Annotated in this window: 21 protein-coding genes and 1 rRNA gene; 6 read left to right on the top strand and 16 right to left on the bottom strand. The window is 73.0% G+C overall.

Annotated elements, in window-relative coordinates; genetic code table 11:
• Positions 1–5: 5 nt before the first annotated feature.
• The 4 genes from ACFCLZ_RS26070 to ACFCLZ_RS26055 form a co-directional block, all read right to left on the bottom strand.
• Positions 6–1528: ribosomal RNA gene (locus tag ACFCLZ_RS26070) — 16S ribosomal RNA — on the bottom strand.
• Positions 1529–1976: 448 nt separating this feature from the next.
• The gene (locus tag ACFCLZ_RS26065; RefSeq protein ID WP_380279776.1) at positions 1977–2780 is read right to left on the bottom strand and encodes a DUF3710 domain-containing protein; all 804 of its coding nucleotides are present in this window, start codon (positions 2778–2780) and stop codon (positions 1977–1979) included.
• Between the two features lie 69 nt (positions 2781–2849).
• The gene (gene dut / locus ACFCLZ_RS26060; RefSeq protein ID WP_380279774.1) at positions 2850–3317 is read right to left on the bottom strand and encodes a dUTP diphosphatase; all 468 of its coding nucleotides are present in this window, start codon (positions 3315–3317) and stop codon (positions 2850–2852) included.
• The gene (locus tag ACFCLZ_RS26055; RefSeq protein ID WP_380279772.1) at positions 3314–3925 is read right to left on the bottom strand and encodes a PaaI family thioesterase; all 612 of its coding nucleotides are present in this window, start codon (positions 3923–3925) and stop codon (positions 3314–3316) included. Before ACFCLZ_RS26055 ends, dut begins: the two co-directional genes overlap by 4 nt.
• A gap of 85 nt (positions 3926–4010) precedes the next feature.
• On the opposite strand from ACFCLZ_RS26055, the gene ACFCLZ_RS26050 reads away from it, so the two are divergent.
• Positions 4011–4460, top strand: a complete 450-nt coding sequence (locus ACFCLZ_RS26050; RefSeq protein ID WP_380279771.1) for a DUF3093 domain-containing protein — start codon at positions 4011–4013, stop codon at positions 4458–4460.
• Positions 4461–4698: 238 nt separating this feature from the next.
• Here the strand turns inward: ACFCLZ_RS26050 and ACFCLZ_RS26045 are convergent, their stop codons facing one another.
• The 4 genes from ACFCLZ_RS26045 to ACFCLZ_RS26030 all read right to left on the bottom strand — a co-directional run bounded on the left by ACFCLZ_RS26045 (position 4699) and on the right by ACFCLZ_RS26030 (position 8813).
• The gene (locus ACFCLZ_RS26045; RefSeq protein WP_327681335.1) at positions 4699–4998 is read right to left on the bottom strand and encodes a DUF4193 domain-containing protein; all 300 of its coding nucleotides are present in this window, start codon (positions 4996–4998) and stop codon (positions 4699–4701) included.
• Positions 4999–5452: 454 nt separating this feature from the next.
• Positions 5453–6433, bottom strand: coding sequence for an acyl-ACP desaturase (locus ACFCLZ_RS26040; protein ID WP_380279769.1), 981 nt, complete (start codon positions 6431–6433; stop codon positions 5453–5455).
• A gap of 321 nt (positions 6434–6754) precedes the next feature.
• Positions 6755–8065 (bottom strand): sensor histidine kinase, encoded by a 1311-nt coding sequence (locus tag ACFCLZ_RS26035; protein ID WP_380279767.1) that lies wholly within the window; start codon positions 8063–8065, stop codon positions 6755–6757.
• A 94-nt stretch (positions 8066–8159) separates the two neighbouring features.
• Positions 8160–8813 (bottom strand): response regulator transcription factor, encoded by a 654-nt coding sequence (locus tag ACFCLZ_RS26030; RefSeq protein WP_148642660.1) that lies wholly within the window; start codon positions 8811–8813, stop codon positions 8160–8162.
• 454 nt (positions 8814–9267) lie between these two features.
• Here ACFCLZ_RS26030 and ACFCLZ_RS26025 point away from each other — a divergent pair, with 454 nt between their 5' ends.
• The gene (locus ACFCLZ_RS26025) at positions 9268–9456 is read left to right on the top strand and encodes a hypothetical protein (RefSeq protein WP_380279765.1); all 189 of its coding nucleotides are present in this window, start codon (positions 9268–9270) and stop codon (positions 9454–9456) included.
• A 207-nt stretch (positions 9457–9663) separates the two neighbouring features.
• On the opposite strand, the gene ACFCLZ_RS26020 is transcribed toward ACFCLZ_RS26025, so the two are convergent.
• Both ACFCLZ_RS26020 and ACFCLZ_RS26015 read right to left on the bottom strand, forming a co-directional pair.
• Positions 9664–10467, bottom strand: a complete 804-nt coding sequence (locus tag ACFCLZ_RS26020) for an inositol monophosphatase family protein (RefSeq protein ID WP_380286288.1) — start codon at positions 10465–10467, stop codon at positions 9664–9666.
• 42 nt (positions 10468–10509) lie between these two features.
• Positions 10510–11652, bottom strand: coding sequence for a ferrochelatase (locus tag ACFCLZ_RS26015; RefSeq protein WP_380279764.1), 1143 nt, complete (start codon positions 11650–11652; stop codon positions 10510–10512).
• Between the two features lie 130 nt (positions 11653–11782).
• On the opposite strand from ACFCLZ_RS26015, the gene ACFCLZ_RS26010 reads away from it, so the two are divergent.
• Complete coding sequence (locus tag ACFCLZ_RS26010) at positions 11783–13039, top strand: MFS transporter (RefSeq protein ID WP_380279762.1); 1257 nt, start codon at positions 11783–11785, stop codon at positions 13037–13039.
• A gap of 92 nt (positions 13040–13131) precedes the next feature.
• Positions 13132–14454, top strand: coding sequence for a D-arabinono-1,4-lactone oxidase (locus ACFCLZ_RS26005; RefSeq protein WP_380279760.1), 1323 nt, complete (start codon positions 13132–13134; stop codon positions 14452–14454).
• Between the two features lie 5 nt (positions 14455–14459).
• Here ACFCLZ_RS26005 and ACFCLZ_RS26000 read toward each other — a convergent pair whose 3' ends face one another.
• Entirely contained in the window at positions 14460–15302 is an 843-nt protein-coding gene (locus ACFCLZ_RS26000) for a hypothetical protein (RefSeq protein WP_380279758.1), read from the bottom strand.
• 580 nt (positions 15303–15882) lie between these two features.
• On the opposite strand from ACFCLZ_RS26000, the gene sepH reads away from it, so the two are divergent.
• Positions 15883–16959 carry a septation protein SepH gene (sepH, locus tag ACFCLZ_RS25995; RefSeq protein WP_380279756.1) on the top strand — a complete coding sequence of 359 codons (1077 nt, stop codon included), beginning with the start codon at positions 15883–15885 and terminating at the stop codon, positions 16957–16959.
• Positions 16960–17019: 60 nt separating this feature from the next.
• Here sepH and ACFCLZ_RS25990 read toward each other — a convergent pair whose 3' ends face one another.
• Positions 17020–17880 (bottom strand): sulfurtransferase, encoded by an 861-nt coding sequence (locus ACFCLZ_RS25990; protein WP_380279754.1) that lies wholly within the window; start codon positions 17878–17880, stop codon positions 17020–17022.
• A gap of 155 nt (positions 17881–18035) precedes the next feature.
• On the opposite strand from ACFCLZ_RS25990, the gene ACFCLZ_RS25985 reads away from it, so the two are divergent.
• Complete coding sequence (locus ACFCLZ_RS25985) at positions 18036–18785, top strand: VOC family protein (RefSeq protein WP_380279752.1); 750 nt, start codon at positions 18036–18038, stop codon at positions 18783–18785.
• Between the two features lie 13 nt (positions 18786–18798).
• Here the strand turns inward: ACFCLZ_RS25985 and ACFCLZ_RS25980 are convergent, their stop codons facing one another.
• The 4 genes from ACFCLZ_RS25980 to ACFCLZ_RS25965 form a co-directional block, all read right to left on the bottom strand.
• On the bottom strand, positions 18799–19455 hold the full coding sequence (locus ACFCLZ_RS25980; protein ID WP_380279750.1) for a thymidine kinase: 657 nt from the start codon (positions 19453–19455) through the stop codon (positions 18799–18801).
• 33 nt (positions 19456–19488) lie between these two features.
• Positions 19489–20673, bottom strand: a complete 1185-nt coding sequence (locus ACFCLZ_RS25975; protein ID WP_380279748.1) for an alkaline phosphatase family protein — start codon at positions 20671–20673, stop codon at positions 19489–19491.
• Between the two features lie 181 nt (positions 20674–20854).
• Positions 20855–21454, bottom strand: coding sequence for a DUF5998 family protein (locus ACFCLZ_RS25970; protein ID WP_380279746.1), 600 nt, complete (start codon positions 21452–21454; stop codon positions 20855–20857).
• Positions 21455–21547: 93 nt separating this feature from the next.
• Positions 21548–24343, bottom strand: a complete 2796-nt coding sequence (locus ACFCLZ_RS25965) for a GNAT family N-acetyltransferase (RefSeq protein ID WP_380279744.1) — start codon at positions 24341–24343, stop codon at positions 21548–21550.
• Positions 24344–24359: the final 16 nt, after the last annotated feature.

Raw genomic sequence — 24359 nt, 5'->3', positions numbered from 1 at the left:
CTTAGAAAGGAGGTGATCCAGCCGCACCTTCCGGTACGGCTACCTTGTTACGACTTCGTCCCAATCGCTGGTCCCACCTTCGACGGCTCCTCCCCTTACGGGTTAGGCCACCGGCTTCGGGTGTTACCGACTTTCGTGACGTGACGGGCGGTGTGTACAAGGCCCGGGAACGTATTCACCGCAGCATGCTGATCTGCGATTACTAGCAACTCCAACTTCATGGGGTCGAGTTGCAGACCCCAATCCGAACTGAGGCCGGCTTTTTGGGATTCGCTCCGCCTCACGGCATCGCAGCCCTTTGTACCGACCATTGTAGCACGTGTGCAGCCCAAGACATAAGGGGCATGATGATTTGACGTCGTCCCCACCTTCCTCCGAGTTGACCCCGGCAGTCTCCTGTGAGTCCCCATCACCCCGAAAGGCATGCTGGCAACACAGAACAAGGGTTGCGCTCGTTGCGGGACTTAACCCAACATCTCACGACACGAGCTGACGACAACCATGCACCACCTGTATACCGACCACAAGGGGGCGACTATCTCTAGCCGTTTCCGGTATATGTCAAGCCTTGGTAAGGTTCTTCGCGTTGCGTCGAATTAAGCCACATGCTCCGCTGCTTGTGCGGTCCCCGTCAATTCCTTTGAGTTTTAGCCTTGCGGCCGTACTCCCCAGGCGGGGAACTTAATGCGTTAGCTGCGGCACCGACGACGTGGAATGTCGCCAACACCTAGTTCCCAACGTTTACGGCGTGGACTACCAGGGTATCTAATCCTGTTCGCTCCCCACGCTTTCGCTCCTCAGCGTCAGTAATGGCCCAGAGATCCGCCTTCGCCACCGGTGTTCCTCCTGATATCTGCGCATTTCACCGCTACACCAGGAATTCCGATCTCCCCTACCACACTCTAGCCTGCCCGTATCGAATGCAGACCCGGGGTTAAGCCCCGGGCTTTCACATCCGACGCGACAGGTCGCCTACGAGCTCTTTACGCCCAATAATTCCGGACAACGCTCGCACCCTACGTATTACCGCGGCTGCTGGCACGTAGTTAGCCGGTGCTTCTTCTGCAGGTACCGTCACTTGCGCTTCTTCCCTGCTGAAAGAGGTTTACAACCCGAAGGCCGTCATCCCTCACGCGGCGTCGCTGCATCAGGCTTTCGCCCATTGTGCAATATTCCCCACTGCTGCCTCCCGTAGGAGTCTGGGCCGTGTCTCAGTCCCAGTGTGGCCGGTCGCCCTCTCAGGCCGGCTACCCGTCGTCGCCTTGGTAGGCCATTACCCCACCAACAAGCTGATAGGCCGCGGGCTCATCCTGCACCGCCGGAGCTTTACACCCAGGACCATGCGGTCCCAGGTCATATCCGGTATTAGACCCCGTTTCCAGGGCTTGTCCCAGAGTGCAGGGCAGATTGCCCACGTGTTACTCACCCGTTCGCCACTGATCCACCCCGAAGGGCTTCACCGTTCGACTTGCATGTGTTAAGCACGCCGCCAGCGTTCGTCCTGAGCCAGGATCAAACTCTCCGTGAATGATTACCCGTAATCGGGTTCACACCCGCGTTGAGCGGCACGGCAACCACCGGAATTAGGCGGCCCCGCGCACTGCGTCCTCGCTAGTGTTATTTCAAAAGGAATCTCCAACCCCGAAACAAGTCCGAGGCCGGGGATGTCAACATATCTGGCGTTGACTTTTGGCACGCTGTTGAGTTCTCAAGGAACGGACGCTTCCATCAGGCGGCTTTCACACCGGCCCTCCGGGCGCTTCGTTCTTTCGTGTTTCCAGCTTATCAGATGTTTTCCGCTCCGTTTTCCGGAGTTTCATTCATCGGACTTCGCTTTCCGCTTGTCCCCGCTCTCTCGCGGCGACTCCGGAACTGTACGGGGACGGGGCCGCCACATGCAAATCGCCCCCGCCCGGTGGTGCGGGCGGGGGCGATCGGCGAGCTGGGACGGTGAGCTCGGGCGAGCTCAGGTGCGCTCAGCGGACCTCGGTGATCTCCGGGCCGCGGGCGAACGGGTCCAGCGCGGCGCTGCCGAAGCGGTTCTCGCCCTCGCCGGCGGCCGCGACGGCGCCACCGCCGTCGGCGACCATCTGCGCGTCCTCGGGGAGCTTCAGCACGATCGGGTCGCGGGGCGCCATCGGGGTCTCACCGCGGACGACGACGGTCTGCCGGAAGACCTGCTCCAGGACCCCACCCACCTCGGGCTGGACGGCGGCCTGGCCGGAGATCACGCCGCGGAGGAACCAGCGCGGGCCGTCGCAGCCGACGAACCGCACCAGCTGCACGCCCTGCGTGCCGTCCGGCAGCTGCACCGGGACCTGGGCGCGGAGGTGCCAGCCCAGCGGGCCCTCCTCCTCCTCGACGATGCCGCCCTGCGCGGTGATGCCGGTGGCGATCTCCTCGCGGACCTCTCCCCAGATGCCCTCGGACTTGGGGGCCGCGAAGGCCTGCAGCTGGATGGCGCTGTTGCCGAGGACCAGGGTGGCGGCCACGATCGCGTCCCCGGCCACCTCCACCCGGAGTTCCATGCCCTCGACACCGGGAACCAGCAGGCCCCCGAGGTCCACACGGCCCTCCTCCGGGTTCTCCAGCTCGGAGTGGTCCCACGGACCGTCCGGACGCGGGGCCGGCGGCAGGCCGACCCGGTCCGTCGGGTCCAGCTCGGTCACGTTCTCGCTCTCGGCGGAACCTTCGACGTCATCGGCCGTCTCGTCGGCGCTGATGGCGTCGTCGGCGAGCTGCTCGACAGCGTCCTCGCTCTTCTGGCGACGACGGAACACGGTCACTGTCCTTCCCGGTCCAAGACCGATGCGAATACCTGCTCGGCTTCCTGCGAGGCCGCGGGCAGCCTAGACCGCAGCGTGGCCGCCGGTCGACCCGAACCCGCCCTCGGCGCGTGCCGACCCCGGCAGCTCCGCCACCTCGTGGAAACGGGCCTTCTCGACCTGCTGGATCACCAGCTGGGCGATCCGGTCCCCTCGGCGGAAGCTGACGCCCTCGCGCGGGTCCAGATTGACGACGATCACCTTGATCTCTCCACGGTACCCGGCATCGACCGTCCCTGGGGCGTTCACCAGAGCAACACCGCAACGAGCTGCGAGACCCGAGCGGGGGTGGACGAACGCGGCGTGGCCGTCGGGCAACGCGATGGCGATGCCGGTGGGAAGGACGGCCCGCTCGCCGGGGGCCAGCTCGGCGTCGACGGTGGTGCGCAGGTCGGCGCCCGCGTCGCCGGGCTGCGCGTACGCGGGCAGCGGCAGCTCGGGGTCGATCCGCCGGATCAGGACGTCGAGGGGTTCGCGGGGGGTGGTGCTCAAGGGTTCACCTCAAAGGCTCGGGCGCGCTTCATCAGGTCGGGGTCGTCGAGGACCTTCTCGATGTCCTCGGGACGACCGTGCTTGGTGAAGTGTTCCAGCTTCACCTGGACGAAGAGCGCCTGCGCGCGCACCGCGACCGGTCCCTCGGGTCCGCCGATCCGCGCCTCGGCGGCGCTGTAGATCTTCCGGCCGTGCACGCCGGTGACCCAGGCCCGCAGGTGCAGGGTGGAGCCGACCGGCACCGGGGAGAGGAAGTCGGTCTCCAGCCGGCCGGTGACGGCGGGGGCGTGCAGCAGCCAGTTGAGCGTGCCCAGGGTCTCGTCCATGGCGGTGGTCAGCAGGCCTCCGTGGGCCAGGCCGGGGCCGCCCTGGTGCTCGGGGCGGACGGTGAACTCGGCGGTGACGTCGAGGCCCTCGCCGGCCACCGCGTCGATCCGCAGGCCGCCGGGGTGCTGCGGGCCGCAGCCGAAGCAGTGCTCGTAGTGGGAGCCGAGCCGGGTGCCGGGGGCGGGGGCCTCGGGGGCGCGCGGCGGGAGGACGGCCTCCGGCGGCGGCGTGGTCGGGGTCGTGGGGGCGGTGGGCGCGGTGGGGGCTGTCGAACCGGTCACGCCGCCCCACCCTACCGAGCGGTAGCCGCGGCCCGGACGGGGGTTGCGTCCCGTCGCCGCCGTCACGGCGCCCACAATGGGGGGCATGTACGACGAACGCCTCACCGTGCCGCGCTCCTGGTGGCTGTTCCCGGTCGTGATCGGCCTCACGTTCGCGCTGATCCTGCTGCGCCTCAGCGCGGTGGGCGCGCTGGTCGGGCTGGTGGTCGGCATCGCCGCCGGCGCCGCCGCGATCAGCAGTTACGGCTCGGCCCGGATCCGGGTGGTCCAGGGCTCCCTGGTGGCCGGCCCGGCCCGGATCCCGGTCGACGCCCTCGGCGCCGCGCAGGCGCTCGGCCCGGCGGACGCCGCCGCCTGGCGCGGGCCCAAGGCCGACCCGCGGGCCTTCATGCTGCTGCGCAGCTACGTGCCGACCGCACTGCGGGTCGAGGTGAGCGACCCGACGGACCCGACGCCGTACCTCTATCTCTCGACCCGCTCGCCGATGAAGCTGGCGGAGGCCCTGGACGAGGCCCGCCGCAACGCCCGGACCTGAGGCCCGGCCGGGGCAGGCCCGGGCGGAGCAGGAGACGACCGAACGGAAAGGGACGGTACCGCCGAGGCGGTACCGTCCCTTCGCGCTTCCGGGAAGCGCTTTCCATCCGACCGTATGACTGGTGCGTCCGTCACGACGGACGCCGGAGCTGCCGTCCGGCCCCGCTGCCCGGGGCCGGAAGGGGCGTCGCACCGGTCTCGCGGACACCGCGAGGCTCGAGTCATGACCGCCCTGGTCCTCAGGCGCCGCAGTCCCGGCAGATCGGGTTGCCGTTCTTCTCGCTGTACAGCTGGCTGCGGTGGTGGACCAGGAAGCAGCTCATGCAGGTGAACTCGTCGGCCTGTCGGGGCAGCACCCGGACGGAGAGCTCCTCGTTCGAGAGGTCCGCGCCGGGGAGCTCCATTCCCTCGGCGGCCTCGAACTCGTCGACGTCGACCGAGCTGCCGCCCTTGTCGTTCCTGCGGGCCTTGAGCTCCTCGATGCTGTCCTCGTTGAGCTCATCGTCGGTCTTGCGTGGGGTGTCGTAGTCGGTAGCCATATTTCGCTCTCCCCCTCCGGGTTGTGCGGTGTGTGCGGTATCTCCAGCGCACGTAACGCATGGGGGGTCGGTCTTGTGCCCGACCCGAGGCGGAGATTTTGCCTTACTTCAAGCCCTGTTACTCAATCGACACTCAGCCAGGGGTCCGTTGGGGTGATCCACTCGGGCGTTCGGGGCCTCACGCAGGGCCATCGCCGCGGCGCGCGAACGACCGAATGCTGGACACGCTCCGTGAGCGAAGGTCCTCGATGCACCCGCCAATTCCCTTGCCCACCAGGGCGGGGAGCCAATCCTCCGGTCCCCGACCGATCGCCGCCCCGCTCACGGACGGCGATCGGAGGAGGAGAGCGAACGATCACCCTCCGACATCATCCGATCTCGGGGAGCGACACGGTGTGAGCTTGGTCACGTTCGTCGCCACCCCGGGCAAACCATGGAAAATCCACCCAAGCCCCTACGCCTGCTTCCGGGCCGCGCGGCGGGCCAGCAGCGCCGCCTGGCGCTCGTCGAACTTGGTCGCCTGCGCGTCCAGCCCGTCGAGGAAGACGCCGAGCTCCTGCTGGGCCCGCAGCCCGTCCGGGCCGAGCCCCTGCAGGTCCATGATCTTGAGGTGGCGCAGCACCGGCTGCAGCACGTCGTCGTGGTGGATGCGCAGGTTGTAGACCCCGCCGAGGGCGATCTGGGCGGCCGCCCGCTCGAAGCCGGGGATGCCGTGGCCGGGCATCCGGAAGTTGGTGACCACCTCGGCGACCGCGCTCATGGCCTGGTCCGGGGCGATCTCCAGGGCGGCCTTCAGCAGGTTCCGGTAGAAGACCATGTGCAGGTTCTCGTCGTTGGCGATCTTCGCGAGGAGCTGGTCGGCCAGCGGGCAGCCGGCGGAGTGGCCGGTGTTGCGGTGCGCGATGCGGGTGGCGAGCTCCTGGAAGGCCACGTAGGCGACCGAGTGCAGCATGCTGTGCGCGTTGTCGGACGTGAAGCCTTCCGACATGTGGGCCATCCGGGCCCGCTCCAGCTCGTTCGGGTCGACGGCCCGGGTGGTGAGCAGGTAGTCGCGGATCGCTATGCCGTGCCGCCCCTCCTCCGCGGTCCAGCGGTGGACCCACTCCCCCCAGGCGCCCTCGCGGCCGAACATGGTCGCGATCTCGTGGTGGTAGCTGGGGAGGTTGTCCTCGGTGAGCAGGTTGACCACGAGCGAGACCCGGCCGAGCGGGGTCACCTTGGAGTGCCCGGACTCCCAGGCCTCGCCGCCCAGCACGCCGTCGAAGTCGCGGCCCCGGCTCCACGGGACGTACTCGTGCGGCATCCACTCCTTGGCGACGGCGAGGTGGCGGTTGAGCTCCTTCTCGACGACCTCCTCCAGGGCCAGGATCAGCCGCGTGTCGGTCCAGGCGCTCGAACCGAGCGAGGTGCTGCGCTGCACGGGGGCGATGGTCACGGGGCTGGCTCCTGGGGGACGGGCACGCGCGGGACGGGCGCGTTGGACGGGTACGCCGGAGTCCGTTCGGACGGCACTTACGGTCGCGTAGGTTACGACACCGTAAGTTGCCCGGGCCGGAAATGACAAGCCGCCCCCGCCAGGCCTTATGTCGTCTTGACGGGCCTGGTGGGGGCGGCTGGGAACGGTCGGCGCACGGAGGTTGCTCACCCGGACGGCGCAACGGCCCCGTCCCGGCCCCGAGAAGGGCTGTGACGGGGCCGTGGAGGCCCTGGGAGGGGCTGCCCGGAGGGACGGCGGGTGCCGGCGCCTCCGGGGCCGTCACCCGCCCGGGATGCGCACCCGCATGGTGAGACCGCCGCCGGCGCGGGGGGTGGCCTCGATGGTGCCGTTGTGGGCCCGGACCACCGAGCGGACGATCGAGAGGCCGAGGCCGACCCCCTTGTCGCTGCGGGTCCGGTCGGCGCCCTTGACCCGGCGGAACGGTTCGAAGATGTGCTCCAGCTCGTAGCCGGGCACCACCGGGCCGGTGTTGGAGACCACCAGCTCGCCGCCGCCGGGCACCGGGGCGGTGGTGATCTCCACCCAGCCGTCCGGGGCGTTGTAGCGGACCGCGTTCTGCAGCAGGTTGAGCGCGATCCGCTCCAGCAGGACGCCGTTGCCGGAGACCGTCGCCGGGTGCAGCGAGGCGCGCAGGTCGACCTCGCGCTTGGCCGCCTCCGCCCTGGTCTGCTCCAGGGCCCGGGTGGCCACCTCGGAGAGCTCCACCGGACGGCGGTCGGTCAGCTCGTTGTCGCTGCGGGCGAGCAGCAGCAGGCCCTCGACGAGCTGCTCGCTGCGCTCGTTGGTGGCCAGCAGGGTCTTGCCGAGCTGCTGGAGGTCGGGCGAGGCCTGCGGGTCGGAGAGCTGGACCTCCAGCAGGGTCCGGTTGATCGCCAGCGGGGTGCGCAGCTCGTGCGAGGCGTTGGCGACGAACCGGCGCTGGGAGTCGAAGGAGCGGTCGAGGCGCTCCAGCATGTCGTCGAAGGTGTCGGCCAGCTCCTTGAGCTCGTCGTCCGGGCCGTCGAGCTCGATCCGCCGGTGCAGGTCGGAGGAGGCCACCTCACGGGCCGTGCGGGTGATCCGGCCGAGCGGGCGCAGCACCCGGCCGGCCATCGCGTAGCCGGCCACGAAGGCGATCACGGCGAGGCAGACCAGCATGGTGAGCGACTTGCGCAGCAGCGTGTTGAGCGCGGTGTCGGACTTCGCGGTGTGGCTGTTGGCCAGGTACTGGTTGAACTGGTCGGTGCTCATCCAGACGCCGTTCACCCGGGCGCCGGTCGGCCCGAAGTCGAAGGGCGGCGGCTGGACGTCGCGCAGGGCCTGCTTGACGAAGACGTACATCAGCAGGAGCAGCACCACGCCGGCCATCAGGAACATCCCGCCGTAGAGCAGGGTGAGCCGGATCCGGATGGTGGGGCGGAACGGCAGCCAGGCGAGCATGCCGTCGCCGGGCACGTAGGTGTCGTGCGAGGAGTGCAGGCGGGGGGCGCGCGGCGGGTGGGCCGGCTTGGGCGGTACGGGCCGGTTGGGCACGGCGCGCCCGCCGGTGGGCGCGCCGGAGGGCCCGCCGGCCGGGGGCGGGGTGGTCATGATGGTCCTCTCGGGGCGTCCGCCGGGGCGGGCGCGGGGTGGGGGCCGGGTTCCGGACGGAGCCGCGGGCTCCGCTCGGAGCCGCGGGGTCCGGTCAGATCCGGTAGCCGGAACCCGGGACGGTGACGATCACCGGCGGGTCGCCGAGCTTGCGGCGCAGCGTCATCACGGTGACGCGCACGACGTTGGTGAACGGGTCGGTGTGCTCGTCCCAGGCCTTCTCCAGCAGCTGCTCGGCGGAGACGACGGCGCCGCCGGCCCGCATCAGCACCTCCAGGACGGCGAACTCCTTGGGCGCGAGCTGGACGGGGCGGCCGTCGCGGATCACCTCGCGGCGGCCGGGGTCGAGCGAGATGCCGGCCCGTTCCAGGACGGGGGGCAGCGGGACGGTCGCGCGGCGGCCCAGGGCGCGCACCCGGGCGACGAGTTCGCTGAAGGCGAACGGCTTCGGAAGGTAGTCGTCCGCCCCGATCTCCAGGCCCTCGACCCGGTCGCTGATGTCGCCGGAGGCGGTCAGCATGATCACCCGGGTGGCCAGGCCCTGGTCGACCACGCTGCGGCAGACGTCGTCGCCGTGGACCAGCGGCAGGTCGCGGTCGAGCACGACCACGTCGTAGTCGTTGACCGCGATGCGCTGGAGCGCGGCCTCCCCGTCGTAGACCACGTCCACCGCCATCGCCTCGCGGCGCAGACCGGTGGCCACTGCCTCGGCGAGCAACTGCTCGTCCTCGACGACGAGAACCCGCACGGTGGTTGTCCCTTCTTCAAGCCGGCCCGGGAAGCGGACGCACGGCTCCGACGCTGCCTCCATCCTGCCTGGTCCTGCGGTAAGGCAGCGATAAGCTGCCCCGGGGGCGGGCCGCCGCGGGCCGGCGCCGGGCGCGGAGGGCCGCCGTTCGTGGCGGGAGCAGTCCGGTTGGACTGTGACGCAGGCAACTTTCTGCCGCCGGGAGGTTTCCCGCCCCCCGGGGCGGGGAGGACATCCGCACACCCGCGATCCGGTTTCTGAGCCGATCGCACCCACCCGCCGTGCGTTCATCCGCGCCGGCCCTGGGGCTGGGGCGTCACCGGGAGCGGCCGAGGGCCGTCTCCGCGCCCGACCGGAGCTCTTCACCGCCCGGATCGGACGCTTCCGCTGGCCACCGTCACCCCGGGGCGGGGAGCGCACGACCGTGCACGTCCGACACAGTAAGGGGGCCCGTATGGACGCCTTCACCGCCGGAATCCTGCAGCGCATCGCCAACGCCGAGCAGGACCTGCACCGCGCGATCGAGGCCGGGGACGAGTTCCTCGCCGAGGTGGAACAGTCCGAGCTGGACGATCTGCGCCGTCTCGCCGCCGAGCACGGCGTGGACACGGTGCTGGAGCGCCACCGCACCGCCGCCGCCTGATCCCCAAGCCCGACCCGTCGCCGGATCTCCGGCACCAGCGGCCCTGTGGGGGCCGTGCGAAACCCAGGCCCTGGCATCCCCCGTATGTCAGGGCTCTTCGTCGCCCGCAAACGGCCCGAGGGCCCGCTTCCCGACCGCACCGGCGGCCGGGGAGCGGGCCCTCCCGCGTTGCTCGGTCCGCCCGGGCGTTCAGGGCGGCCCGGGCGTTCAGTCGGCCCAGGCGTTCAGGGCGGTCAGCCGCTCCTGGAGCGGCTCGTAGACGCCGGGGGCGGCGGCCACGGTGAGCTCGCCGTCCGCGCCCCGCCCGGGGCGGCCACCGACCACGGCACCGGCCTCGGCCGCGATCAGGCAGCCGGCCGCCCGGTCCCAGGGCGCCAGCCCGCGCTCGTAGTAGCCGTCCAGCCGGCCGGCGGCGACGTCGCAGAGGTCCACCGCGGCGGCGCCGCCCCGGCGGATGTCGCGCACCTCGGGCATCAGCCCGAGCACCACCTCGGCCTGCCGGACCCGCACCTCGCGGACGTAGGCGAAGCCGGTGCCGATCAGCGCCTGGCCCCACGGCGGGGCCGGGCGGACGGCGACCGGCCGGCCGTCCCGCCGGGCGCCGCGGCCGAGCACTGCGTGGAACAGCTCACCGCGCGCCGGGGCGTACACGACGCCGACCACCGCGCGCCCGTCCAGCTCGGCGGCCACGCTGACCGCCCAGGAGGGCAGCCCGTACAGGTAGTTGACCGTACCGTCGAGCGGGTCGACGACCCACCGCACCCCGCTGACGCCGGACCGCTCGGCGCCCTCCTCGCCCAGGTAGCCGTCCTCGGGCCGGCGGGCGGTGATCAGCTCCAGGACGAGCTTCTCGGAGGCCAGGTCCATCTCGGTCACCACGTCGACCGGGCTGCTCTTGGTGCCGGCGACCCCCAGGTCGGCGGGCCGGCCCTCCAGCAGCAGGGTGCCGGCCCGGCGGGCGGCGTCCAGGGCGACGTCGAGCAGCTCGTCGAGCAGGGCGGGATCGGGCACGGCGGGGCTGGACACGGGTTCTCCTCCGGAGGCGGAAACGGGTCAGCGCTCGGCGGCGGCCGGGCGGGGGGCGCGCGGGTTGGGGCAGCAGGCCACCGCGCAGACGTCGTGGCCGGGGCCGAGCGCGCCCAGGGCGCAGCGGGTCACCGGCTCGCCGCGCTCGGCGGCGGCCCGCTCCAGCACGAGCTCGCGGACGGCGGCGGTGAACCGGGGGTCGGCGCCGACGGTGGCGGCCCGGGCGACCGGCAGGCCGAGTTCGGCCGCCTTGGCCACCGCCTCGGTGTCCAGGTCGTACACGACCTCCATGTGGTCGGAGACGAAGCCGATCGGGACCATCACCACGGCCGGGGCGCCGTCGGCGTGCTGGGCCTCCAGGTGGTCGCAGATGTCGGGCTCCAGCCAGGGGATGTGCGGGGCGCCGCTGCGGCTCTGGTAGACCAGCTCCCAGGGGCGGTCGGCGACGGCGGTGCGCTCGGCGACGGCGGCGGCGACCAGCCGGGCCACGTCCAGGTGCTGCGCGACGTAGGCGCCGCCGGGGCGGCCGCAGGCCGGGTCGTCGGGGGCGCCGGAGGTCTCGGCCATGGTCTGCGGGATCGAGTGGGTGGTGAACGCCAGCCGGGCGCCGGCCCGGACCTCCTCGGGCAGCCGCTCCAGGGCGGCCGTGGTGGCGTCGATCATCGGCCCGACGAAGCCGGGGTGGTTGTGGAAGTGGCGCAGCTTGTCGACCCGCAGCTCCGGCACGCCCTCGGCGGCCAGCGCGGCCAGCGCGTCGGCGAGGTTCTCCCGGTACTGGCGGCAGCCGGAGTAGCCGGCGTAGGCGCTGGTGGCCAGCACGGCGATCCGGCGGTGCCCGTCGGCGGCGATCTCGCGCAGGGTGTCGACCAGGTAGGGCGCCCAGTTCCGGTTGCCCCAGTACACCGGCAGGTCGAGCCCGTGCCCGGCGAAGTCCTCGCGCAGCGCGGCCAGCAGCGCCCGGTTCTGCCCGTTGATCGGGCTGACGCCGCCGAACAGGAAGTAGTGCTTGCCGACCTCCTGGAGCCGTTCCTTCGGGATGCCCCGGCCGCGGGTCACGTTCTCCAGGAACGGGACGACGTCCTCCGGGGCCTCGGGCCCGCCGAAGGAGAGCAGCAGCAGGGCGTCGTACGGGGCGGCGCCGGTGCGGGAGGTGTTGCGCGCGTCGGACATGGCACCGATCCTGCCACTGTGCACAGGAGGGTCGGGGCCTGGGCCGCGTCCCGTGCCCGGAAAATACCGTTTGCCAAGGTTCGTAAGCTGTCTTTGCCAGCAACGTTCCTTACCCCCCTGCGGAGCCCTCGTGCTGTCCAGCTACCGCCAGATCTTCGCCGCCCCCGGCACCCTGGCCTTCTCGTCCACCGGGTTCATATCCCGGCTGCCGATCTCCATGACGGGGATCGGCATCGTCACGATGCTCTCCCAACTGCGCGGCTCCTTCGGCGTCGCCGGTCTGGTGTCGGCGACGATGGCGGTGTCCGCGGCGATCCTGGGCCCCCAGGTCTCCCGGCAGGTGGACCGGCACGGGCAGCGCCGGGTCGTCCTGCCGGCCACCGCGCTCGCCGTGGCCGCCGCCGTCGGCCTGCTGCTGTGCGCCCGGCTCGAGGCGCCGGACTGGACGCTCTTCGTGTTCGCGGCCGGGATGGGCGTCATGCCGAGCACCGGCGCCATGGTGCGCGCCCGCTGGGCGCACCTGTACCGGGAGGAGGGGCCGAAGCTGCACACCGCCTACTCCTTCGAGGCGGTGGTCGACGAGGCCTGCTTCATCGTCGGCCCGATCCTCTCGGTGACGCTGGCCACCGCGGTGTTCCCGGAGGCGGGCGTGCTGCTCGCCGGCGTCTTCCTGGCGGTGGGCGTGGCCCTGTTCGCCGCCCAGCGCTCCACCGAGCCGCCGGTCCATCCGGCCGCCCGGCACGTCGGCAGCCAGGTGATCCTCAACCGGGGGCTCCAGGTGCTCATCCTGACCTTCGTGGCCACCGGCGCGATCTTCGGCTCGGTCGAGGTGGTCACCGTCGCCTACGCCAAGGCCCAGCACCACGACGCGGCCTCCGGCCTGATCCTGGCGCTCTGGGCGCTCGGCTCCTGCCTGGCCGGCGTGGTCTTCGGCACGCTCAAGCTGACCGGGTCGATGGCGGTCCGCTTCCTCGGCGGCGTGGTGTTCATGGCGGTCAGCATGCTCCCGCTGCTGCTGATCGCCGAGTCGGTGAACGGCGTCGGCGGCCTGGTGGCGGTCGGCGGCGCGCTGCTGATCGCGGGCATCGCCATCTCCCCCACCCTGATCACCGCGATGGCCCTGGTCGAGCGGCTGGTCCCGGCCGCCCAGCTGACCGAGGGCATGACCTGGACGACCACCGGCCTCGCGCTCGGCGTGGCGGCCGGCTCCTCGGCCGGCGGCTGGGTGATCGACGCGGCCGGCGCCGCGGCGGGCTACTGGGTGCCGGTGGCCGCCGGGGTCTTCGGCGTGCTGGCCGCCCTCGCCGGGCTCGGCCGGCTCCGGGCCGGACTGACCGGCGAGGAGAGCGCCCTGCCCCCGGCCGAAACCGTGGACCTCGAACGGTGACCTGACTTACCCTCCTCCCTACCCGCGGCCTACCCGCGGGTAGGGACCGAGGTGAGCCGACGCCGTTCGGCCACGGAGCAGGAGGCGCCGCAATGCCCCAGGCCAGTACCGCGACCCGCACCCGCTGGACCAACTGGGCGGGCAACCAGAGCACCGTGCCCGCCCGGGTGGTCACCCCCGGCACCGCGGAGGAGCTGGCCAAGGAGATCCTGCGGGCCGGCGACCAGGGCCGGATCGTCAAGGCGATCGGTTCCGGCCATTCCTTCACCGCGATCGCCTCCGCCGGGGACGGCGTGCTCGTCCGGCCGCACGCGCTGACCGCCCTGCGCGAGATCGACCGGGAGAACAGCACGGTCACCGTCGAGGCCGGGATGCCGCTGCACCGGCTCAACCGGCTGCTCGCCGCCGCCGGCCTCTCGCTCACCAACATGGGCGACATCGAGGTGCAGACCGTGGCCGGCGCCACCAGCACCGGCACCCACGGCACCGGCCGGGACTCCGGCTCGCTCGCCGCCGGGATCCGCGGCCTGGAGATCGTGCTCGCCGACGGCGGCATCCGGCGCTGCTCCCCCACCGAGGACCCGCGGCTCTTCGAGGCCGCCCGGCTCGGCCTCGGCGCGCTCGGCGTGATCACCGCGCTCACCCTCGCCGTCGAGCCCGCCTTCCTGCTCACCGCGCACGAGCAGCCGATGGGCTTCGACGAGGTGCTGGACCGGCTGGACGACCTCACCGCCGTCAACGAGCACTTCGAGTTCTACTGGTTCCCGCACACCGACCGCTGCTCGACCAAGCGGAACAACCGCAGCCAGGGCCCGGCCGCGCCGCTGCCCCGGTTCAAGGAGTGGCTGGAGGACGACTTCCTCTCCAACACGGTCTGGGAGGGCGCCTGCCGGGTCGGCCGCCGCTTCCCCGGCTCGGTGCCGACCATCGCGTCGCTGGCCAGCCGCGCCTGGTCGGACCGCAGCTACACCGACACCGCGTACAAGGTGTTCACCAGCCCCCGCAAGGTGCGCTTCATCGAGATGGAGTACGCGGTGCCGCGCGCGGCGGCCGGCGAGGTGCTGCGCGAGCTGCGGGCGATGGTCGAGCGGTCGAACTGGCGGATCAGCTTCCCGGTCGAGGTGCGGTTCGCGCCGTCCGACGAGGTCTGGCTCTCCACCGCGCACGGCCGGGACACCGCCTACATCGCCGTCCACCTCTACCGGGGCACCGCCGAGCAGGGGTACTTCACCGCGGTCGAGCGGCTGATGACCGGGCACGGGGGCCGCCCGCACTGGGGCAAGCTGCACACCCGGGACGCCGAGTACCTCGCCGGGGTCTACCCGCGCTTCGCGGACTTCACCGCGCTGCGCGACGAGCTGGACCCGGACCGGCGCTTCGGCAACGACTACCTGCGCCGGGTCCTGGGCGCCTAGCCGGGTCAGCCCTCCGCACCGCCGGGGGCGGCCGGGGCCGCGGGCGGTTCGACGGCGGTGCTCGGGGCCGGGGGCTTCGGGGTCGCGGCGCCGGACGGCTTCGCGGAGGCGGCCCCGTCGCCGGCCGGCGCGGAGGGCTTGGCGGACGCCGAGGGCGCCGAGGGCGCGGACGGCTCGCCGGTGGGGGGCGCGGAGGGCGCCGTGGAGGGCGCGGTGCCCGACCCCGCACCCGAACCCGCCGACGGGGAGGCCGACGGCTCGCCGCCCTCCGTGCCCGGGCGGGCGTCGGGGCTCGGCCGCCCGGAGGCGCCGCCGTCCCGGCCGGCCGACGGCGAGGGCACCGAGGAAGGCCCGGAGGAGGGCGCGTCACCCGGAGGGACGGTCGGTTTCCGGTCGACCCGGCCGCCGATCGAGGTGCCGGTGCCCGACTCGCCCTTGACCGTCGCCGACACCGGCTGCCCGGTCGCCAGCTCGAAGGCGAGGATCGGCACCATCGCGAGGGTGAACACCAGCACCGAGACCGCCGCGAAGGACTTCCAGGTCCACCGGCGGCGCGCCCGGAGCACCTGCGGGGTGTTCCACTGCGCCGGGACCGGCGGGTCCGCCGCGGGGACCGGCTCCGGCGCCTGCCGCAGCCCGTTCGCCAACTGACCCGCCCCGGCCGGCCGGTCCACGGCGCCGCGCAGCTGTTCGCCGGTGCGCTTGAAGAGGTGCTGGAACACCGCACTGCCGGTGGTCGCGCCGATGCTCACCACCGCCGCGCCGAGAATGGTGCCGTACACGCCGAGTTCGGACGCGAGCACCGCCCCCACCACGGTGGCCAGTGCGCTGGCGGCGACCTGAGCCACACTCAGATCAATTCGCCTGCGACCTTCCTCGGCTCCGTCCTGGTCGGGCTTCACCTGCGGCATCAACGTCCCTCGCGTCAGTACGACTGTCCTTCGAACAAGTCACTCCATCTTGCCTAAAAAAGGACACAAGGGTCGAAAATGCGGTTCTCCGCGGAAGATATATGTGAAGATGATCACCGTTCATCGGTCGGTCCTCGGCCATTGGGGTCGCGTGCTCTTGAGATTCCCGTGAATCGCGGGAGACTTGAGCGGCGAGCCGCCCCTTTGGATGCCACGAATGGAGTACTGTTCGTAAAGCCTGAGGCCCGGGTCGACTTGTCGACTGCCCATCAACCGGCAGCTCGACGAAGAGCTGTGGCGCAGGCACGCACGGCGACGCCCGTCCCGGATCGTCGCGTCACTGCTCGTGCGAGGACGGCCGGGACACCCAGGCGCGACGCCGACGGATGGCGTGGCAAAAAGGCAACCGTGCCACAGCGGCGTGAACGGGCGTAAGCCCGACACGCCGGGGAACTCAGCAAGGTTGTGGCCAGTCGCGAGTGGGCAGGCCACACTCAGTACGGGAGCAGCGACGCAGGTGACGTCGGCAGGCACCACCCGGGAGGTAACCGTGCCCGAACTGCGGGTTGTGGCCGTCAGCAACGACGGCACACGGCTGGTGCTCAAGGCTGCCGACAGCACGGAGTACACCCTTCCCATCGATGAGCGGCTGCGCGCCGCCATCCGTGGTGACCGTCCGCGCCTCGGCCAGATCGAGATCGAGGTCGAGAGCCACCTCCGCCCCCGTGACATCCAGGCGCGGATACGAGCCGGTGCCTCCGCCGAGGAGGTCGCGCAGGCGGCCGGCATCTCCGTCGACCGGGTCCGCCGCTTCGAGGGTCCGGTGCTGGCCGAGCGCGCCTTCATGGCCGAGCGGGCCCGCAAGACCGCGATCCGCCGGCACGGCGAGGCCCCCGGCCCCCAGTTGGGCGAGGCCGTGGCCGAGCGGCTGGCGCTGCGCGGCGCGGAGAAGGAGACCGAGCGCTGGGACTCCTGGCGGCGCGACGACGGCACCTGGGAGGTCATCCTCTCCTACCGGGCCGACGGCGAGGGCCGCAGCGCGGCATGGACGTACGACCCGCCCCGGCGGCTGGTCCAGCCGAACGACGACGAGGCCCGTGCGCTGATCGGGGAAACGGTCGAGCGCGAGGAGGAGTCGGTCTTCCCGTTCATCCCGCGGATCGCCCGGCTCCCCCAGGAGCGGCCGCCGCGCCCGATGATCGACCGGCCCTCGGCCGACCGGATCATGTCCGCCCGCGAGGTGCGGGAGTCCCGCGAGGCGACGGCCGAGTCCCGCGACTCGCTGACCAGCCTGCTGGACGTGGTGCCCGCCTTCCGCGGCGACCTCGCGGTCGGCGCCCCGCCGCCGATCGAACCGGTCCCCGCCGAGGTGGCCGAGGAGGCGGAGGAGCCGGCGGCGGCCGCCCCGGCGGTCGGAGCGGGCTCGGCGTACGCGGACATCCTGATGCCGCGCGCGGTCGCGCCGCACCGGGACCGACTGGTCGGCACCACCGACCGGCAGGCCGAGGCGGACGGCGTCCGGCCCGGGCGCCGGGCCACCGTGCCGAGCTGGGACGAGATCGTCTTCGGCAGCCGGCGCAAGAAGCAGGAATAGCAGGACGGACGGGCTTCGGGGGCGGACGGCTGCGGCCGTCCGCCCCTTCGGTGTGCGTGTTCAGCCCGGCTGATCGGTGACGGCGACCGGGCGGGCCCCGTCGCCGGACCACTCGCTCCAGGAGCCCGGGTAGAGGGTGGCCGGCAGGCCGGCCACCGCGAGGGCCAGGATCTGGTGCGCGGCCGTCACCCCGGAACCGCAGTAGACGGCGGTGTCCCGCTCGCCCGCGCCCAGGGCCCGGAAGCGGGCCGCGAGTTCGGCGGCGGGCCGGAAGCGGCCGTCCGGGCCGACATTCCCGGTGGTCGGCGCGGAGCGGGCGCCCGGAATGTGGCCGGCCCGCGGATCGATCGGCTCGGTCTCGCCCCGGTACCGCTCCCCCGCCCGGGCGTCCAGCAGCAGTGCCTCGCGGGCCCAGGCCGCGGCGCCGTCCGCGTCGATCACCGGCAGCTGCCCCGGCACCGGCTCGAAGTCGCCGTCCCCGGTGGGCGGCAGCGCGGTGGTGACCGGAAGTCCGGCCTCCTGCCAGGCGGCGAAACCGCCGTCCAGCACCCGGACGTCCGGGTGGCCGGCCCAGCGCAGCAACCACCAGGCGCGGGCGGCGGCCATCGCGGTGGCACCGTCGTAGACCACCACCGGACGGTCGGCCGTCACGCCGAAGCGGCGCAGCGCGGCGCCGAACTCCTCCGGGTCGGGCAGCGGGTGGCGGCCGCCGCGGCCGGGCGGGCCGGCGGGGGCGGCGAGGTCGGTGTCGAGGGAGACGAAATGGGCGCCGGGCAGGTGGCCGGCGGTGTAGTCCTCGATTCCGGGCGGGCCGCCGAGCTGCCAGCGCACGTCGAGCAGGACCGGCGGGCGCTCGGACGCGAGCTCCTCGCGCAGCCCGGTCACCGACACCAGCGGGGAGTCATCGTGAGTGGTGGTCATGGCGGTCATTCTGGCGCAGGGCGATCGCACCGGTGCTCTTTGTGCGGTCTTTGCCGGACTTTCCGCGCGGCCCGAGGGTTCGATGCGCGCCACGGTGGAACCATCACCCTCACTGCGCCGTTTCGTGCGCCGTCCGCGCTCCTAGGAGACCTGTCATGTCCGCGCTGACACTCCGGCTCGCCCAGGGCACCCCGTGCTGGGTGAGTCTGATGACCGACGACCTGCCCGGTGCCCGGGCGTTCTACGGCCAACTGCTCGGCTGGACGTTCACCGCGGGACCGGCGCAGCTCGGCGCGTACGTACGGGCCCGGCTCGGCGAGGAGCCGGTGGCCGGACTCGGGGTGTCCTCGGTGACCGGCTTCCCGGTGCAGTGGACCACCTACTTCGCGGTGGACAGCGCGGACCGCTCGGCCCAGCTGGTGCGGGAGTGCGGAGGGACGGTCGCGGTCGGCCCATTGCAGGCGGAGCGGGCCGGGCGGCTGGCGATCGCGGCGGACGTCTCGGGGGCGGTCTTCGGGCTCTGGCAGGGCGCGGAGCACCTCGGCCGGGAGGCCGGGCCGGAGCCCGGCGGGCCGGCCTGGGCGGAGCTGCTCACCCCGGACCCGGACGGCGCGGCGGTCTTCTACCGCGCGGTGCTCGGGGTGCCGGTGGCGCAGGCCGAGGGCGGGTCGGCGCTGCTGGTCGGCGGCCGGCCGGTGGCCGGGATCCGGCGCAGGGCCGAGCTGCGCGGCCACCCGCCGCGCTGGCGCACCCACTTCGCCGTCACCGACGCGGAACTGACGGCGCGCCGGGCGGTGGAGCTGGGCGGCCGGGTGCTGGTGGAGCCGCACCCGACGCCGCGCGGCCGCGCGGCCCGGCTGGCCGACCCGCGCGGCGGGCACTTCTCGGTGCTGGAGACGGTCTGAGCCCCGGCCCGCCTCAGGCCTGCTGCTCCTCGAAGGGGAGGACGTCCGGGGAGAGGACGGCGGCGCGGGCGGTGGCGGCGGTGAGGCGCCGGCGGTGGTGGCGGCGGCAGAGCACCTCGTAGCCGACCTCGTCCTCGCGGACCGAGATGTCGCCGATCACCACCTGCGCGCCCTCGACCACCATCACCCCGCCGACGGTGCGGGCGTTGTGGGTGGCCCGGGCGCCGCACCAGCAGAGCGCCTCGACCTGGAGCACCTCGACCCGGTCGGCGAGTTCGATCAGGCGCTGCGAGCCGGGGAAGAGCCGGGTGCGGAAGTCGGTGGTGATGCCGAAGGTGTAGACGTCGATGTCGAGCTCGTCGACGATCCGGGCGAGCTGGTCGATCTGGCCGGGGGTGAAGAACTGGGCCTCGTCGCAGATCAGGTAGTCGACCCGGCCGCCGGCCGAGAGCCGGTGCACCACATGGGCGTGGAAGTCGAAGTCGTCGCCCACCTCGACCGCGTCGGCGCGCAGGCCGAGGCGGCTGGAGATGGTGGCCGCGCCCGCCCGGTCGTTGCGGGTGAGGATGATGCCCTGCCGGCCGCGGGCGGCGTGGTTGTGGTCCATCTGGAGCGCGAGCGTCGACTTCCCGCAGTCCATCGTGCCGGAGAAGAACACCAGTTCAGCCATGGGTGGTGCAAAGGCCTTTCACATCAAGGAAGTTCAGCGGCGGAATTCGAGCAGCGGCACGTACTGCTCGACCGGGGTCATCGAACCGTGCAGGCCGATCATCGCGGACTCGCCGGGCTCGTTGCGGGAGGCGGTGATCGCGATGTCGTCGCGGGCGGCGGCGACCACGTCGCCGATCCGGTGGTAGACCCGGTCGTCCACGGCGGGGCCGAACCAGCCGGCCCCGATCGCCTGGTCGCGGGTGGCCACCCACATCCGGTCGCCGAGCACCTCGCTCCACACCGCGTGGACGTCGGCGGCGGCGCCGGGGACGGCGTAGACGTGGCGGGCCCGGCCCTCGCCGCCGAGCAGGGCGACGCCGGCGCCGAGCTCCCAGTCCTCGTCGAAGTCGATCCGGTCCTCGGGGGCGATGTCGATCATGCCGTGGTCGGCGGTGACGTACATCACCGAGCGCGGGGGCAGCTGCTCGGCGAGCCGGCGGGCCAGCCGGTCGACCGCGTCCAGGGTCATCCGCCAGTCGTCGGAGTCCACGCCGAAGCGGTGGCCCGCGCCGTCCAGTTCGCTCACGTAGGTGTAGACCAGCGCGCGGTCGTGCTCGGCCAGCCAGGCGGCGGCCCGGTCCATCCGCTCCTCGCCGGTGGTGCGGCCGAGGAAGGTGCCGCCGGAGAGCGCCACCCGGGTCAGCGGGGTCTGGGCGAACAGCGGGGAGGAGACCTGGGCGGTGGCCACCCCGGCGGCGTCGACCCGCTCGAAGACGGTCGGGTACGGCTGCCAGGTGCCCGGGTCGGTGTGCGGCTGCCAGCGGAGCTGGTTCATCAGGTGGCCGGCGCCGGGCACCGCCACCGTGTAGCCGGCCAGGCCGTGCAGGCCCGGCGGGGTGCCGGTGCCGACCGAGGCCAGCGAGGTGGCGGTGGTGGACGGGAAACCGGCGGTCAGCGGGCGGCCGGTGCCGCCGAGCGAGCCGGCCGTCAGCGAGGAGAGGAACGGCGCGTACTCGGGGTGGCGCAGCAGCAGTTCCCAGCCGAGGCCGTCGACGAGGAAGACCACCGCGCGGTCGGCGGGCGCCAGCGGCAGGGTCGCCTCGAAGCCGGGGACGCCGAGGCCGGCGGCCACCGAGGGCAGCAGGTCGCAGAGCGAGCCGGTGCCGTACGGGGGCGCGGGCGCGGTGGCGGGGTCGAGGAGCTCGAAGGCGTCGTGGCCGTCGGGGGCGAAGGGCATGGTGGCGGGGGTGGCTTCCTGGCTGGCCGGTGCGGTCCGGGCGGACGGGGCGGCGTCCGGACGGCACGGTTCTTCGATGCGTGGCGGCGGAGCGTGACGGCGGTACGTGTCGGGGAACGGCGGGGCGGGACTGCGGTGCGGGACTGCGGCGCGAGGCGGTGGTGCGAGGCGGTGGTGCGGATCAGACCCGGGGGCCGTCGGTGACGGTCGCCTCGGACAGGGCGCGGGCGAAGAGCAGGGCCTGGGCGACCGTCTCGGGACCGTCGCCGGCCTCGCTGACCCGCAGCGACAGGTCGTCGGCGGTGGCGGAGCCGGTGTAGCCGTGGTCCGCCTCGCAGTTGGGGTCGGAGCAGCCGGCCGGTTCGAGGTCGAGGCGCTGGACGGCGCCCCAGCCGATGGTCAGCACCACCTCGCGGGGCAGGGTGCCCGGGGTGTAGGTCTCCGGGTTGGCGACCATCCGGCTCACCACGACGGAGTTGATCCGGTCCAGGCGGACGCTCTCGGTGGAGGTGGTGGCCAGCGGGACGGCGGGGCCGCCGGCGTCGCCGGTCTGCTCGTCGGTGTGGCTCACCACGAAGCGGGTCGGGGTCAGCACCAGCACGGTGACGTGCCGGCGGACCTCGTTGGCGTCGAAGGTGGTCTCCTGGTGCACCAGGTAGGAGCTGATCGGCTCGGGACCCACCGCGGACTCCACCGCCTCGGACACCAGGGCCGGGTAGTAGCCGCTGCGCTCGATCGCGGAACGCAGGTCCTGCGTGGTGGTGGTACCGGTCTTCGCCATAACTCCATCCTGGCATGGTCCGCCGACGAAGCGGGCGGCGCGGCGCCGAGCTTCGGACAACGGCGCCCGCGGTCCGGACGCAACCAAGGAAGGTTACAGCGTGCTCATGGCGCGCGGGCCCAGATCACTGCGCACCGGCAGGGGTGCGATGCGTACGCGCGCCCCCAGGATCGCCAGTCCGTGCGGGGCCACGACCACCGGTTCGAGATCCACCGAGGCGACCTCCGGAAGGTCGTCGACCAGCCGGGACACCCGCAGCAGCAGTTCCTCCAGGGCGTCGGTGTCGACGGCCTCGGCGCCGCGCCAGCCGAACAGCAGCGGCGCCGCCCGGACCTCGCGGACCAGCGAGGCGACGTCCTGGTCGGTGGCCGGAACCAGCCGGTGGGCGACGTCGCCGAGCAGCTCGGCAGGGGCGCCGGCCAGGCCGAAGGAGAGGATCGCGCCGACCGCCGGGTCGACGGTGGCGCCGATCACGGTGTCCACCCCGCGCGGGGCGAGCCGCTGGACCACCAGTTCGGCCTGGGCGGCGCCGCCGAGCAGGGCGTCCAGCTCCTGATGGGCGCGGCGCAGGCCGGGCTCGCCGGTCAGGTCGAGCCGGACACTGCCGAGGTCGGGACGGTGGCGCAGGTGGGGGGCGGTGGCCTTGAGCGCGACGGGGTAGCCGAGGGCGGCGGCGGCGCGCACCGCGCTCCCCTCGTCGGGCGCGGGCAGGGTCGGCGAGACGTCCACGCCGTAGCGGGCCAGCAGGGCGGCGGTGTCGGCGTCGGGCAGGGTGATCCGGGCGCCGCCGGGCTGGGTGCGGGCGGCCACGGCGGCGCGGGTGGAGAGCGCGGCCTCGACCAGGGCGCGGGCGCCGGCCTCGTCGATCCGGTCGAGTTCGGGGACCCGGGCGGTCTCCTCGGCGGCGGCCATCCGGTGGCGCCAGTCGGCGTAGTGGACGGCGTGGGCGAGGGCGCGCACGGCCCGCTCGGGCGCCGGGTAGGCGGGGATGCCGCCGGGGCGCAGCCGGCCGGGCAGGTCGGTGAGCGCCAGGTGGGCGAGGAGCAGCGGCTTGCCGACGGCGCGGGCGCGCTCGGCGGCGTCGAGCAGGGCGGTGGCGATCTCCGGGTCGTCGGAGCCGAGCTCGGGGTCGTCGGGGCCGGTGAGCCGGCCGCCCATGAACGCATGGGCGGAGGTGCCGATCGGCGGGATGGCGACGGCGATCACCGCGTCCACGCCGGGGTCGCCGAGCGCGGTGTCCAGGGCGATCCGGAAGTTCTCGCCGGTGGCGGCGGTGGTGAGGTCGACGGGGGTGCGCGGGCGCAGGCCGGCGGAGAGGCAGGCGTCGTGGGTGAGCAGGCCGAGGGAGTCGGAGTTGCCGATCACGGCGACCCGGTCGCCGGGCGGCAGCGGCTGGAGGGCGAGCAGTTCGCCGGTGTCGTACAGCTCGGTGATGGTCTCCACCCGGGTGACGCCGGCCTGCTGGAAGAGGGCATCGACGGTGGCGTCCTTGAGGCCGGTGGCGGTGGCGGGGACGGCGTGGCCGGGCGGCAGGCTGCCGGTGTGGCGGGCGCCCTTGACCACGACGACCGGCTTGGCCTGGGCGAGCCGGCGGGCGATCCGGGTGAACTTGCGGGGGTTGCCGAAGGACTCCAGGTAGAGCAGGACGACGTCGGTGGCCGGGTCCTCGGCCCAGTACTGGAGGAAGTCGTTGCCGGAGACGTCGGCGCGGTTGCCGACCGAGGCGAAGGAGGAGATGCCGAGGCCGCGCCGGTGGGCGGCCTCCAGCAGGGCGACGCCGATCGCGCCGGACTGGCAGAAGACGCCGAAGCCGCCGCGCGCGGGCAGGACGGGGGCGAGCGAGGCGTTGAGCGGCCGCTCGGGGTCGGTGGAGATCAGCCCGAAGGCGTTGGGGCCGATCACCCGCATCCCGGCCGCGCGGGCCTGGCGGACCAGGGCGCGCTGGCGGTCGCGGCCCTCGGGGCCGGTCTCGGCGTAGCCGGCGGTGACCACGACCAGGCCCTGGACGCCGTGCGCGCCGCACTCGGCGACCGCTTCGGGGACGGCGGAGGCGGGGACGGCGATCACCGCGAGGTCGACCGGGCCGGGGATGTCCAGGATGGAGCGGTGCACCGGGACGCCGTCCAGTTCGGTGCCGGGCGGCGCGCTGCGGTTGACCGCGTGGACCGGGCGGTCGTCGCCGGCGAAGCCGGTGAGCAGGTCGCGCAGCAGGGCCCGGCCGACGGTCTGCGGGCGGCGGGAGGCGCCGATCACCGCGACCGAGCGCGGGGTGAGCAGCCGCTGGACGGAGCGGGCCTCGGCGCGGTGCTCGCGGGCCCGCATGACGGCGAGCGAGGCGGCGGTGGGTTCGAGGTCGAACTCCAGGTGGACGACGCCGTCGGCGAAGCTGCGGCGCTGGACGTAGCCGGCGTCGGTGAAGACCTTCACCATCTTGCGGTTCTCCGGCAGCACCTCGGCCTGGAAGCGGCGGATGCCGCGCTCCTGGGCGACGGCGGCGATGTGCTCCAGCAGCGCGGAGGCGACGCCGCGGCCCTGGTGGGCGTCCTGGACCAGGAAGGCGACCTCGGCGTCGGTGCCGGTCTCGGAGGGCCGGCCGTCGGGGTCGATCCGGTCGTAGCGGACGGTGGCGATGAAGCGGTCGCGGACCACGACGGCGAGGCCGACCCGGTCGACGAAGTCGTGGTGGGTGAAGCGGCGGACGTCCTTGTCGGAGAGCCGGGGGTAGGGCGCGAAGAAGCGGAAGTACTTGGACTGGTCGGAGACCTGCTCGTAGAACTCGACCAGGCGGCCGGCGTCGGCGGGGGTGATCGGCCGGATCCGGGCCGTGCCGCCGTCGCGCAGGAGGATGTCCGCCTCCCAGTGCTGGGGGTACTCCGGCTCGGATCGCACTACCGCAGAGTCGTCC

Origin of the sequence: Kitasatospora purpeofusca, assembly GCF_042691725.1 — a bacterium.
GTDB lineage: Bacteria > Actinomycetota > Actinomycetes > Streptomycetales > Streptomycetaceae > Kitasatospora > Kitasatospora purpeofusca_B.
Note: the sequence above shows the minus strand (reverse complement) of the source record. Positions and strands in the feature narration are given on the sequence as shown.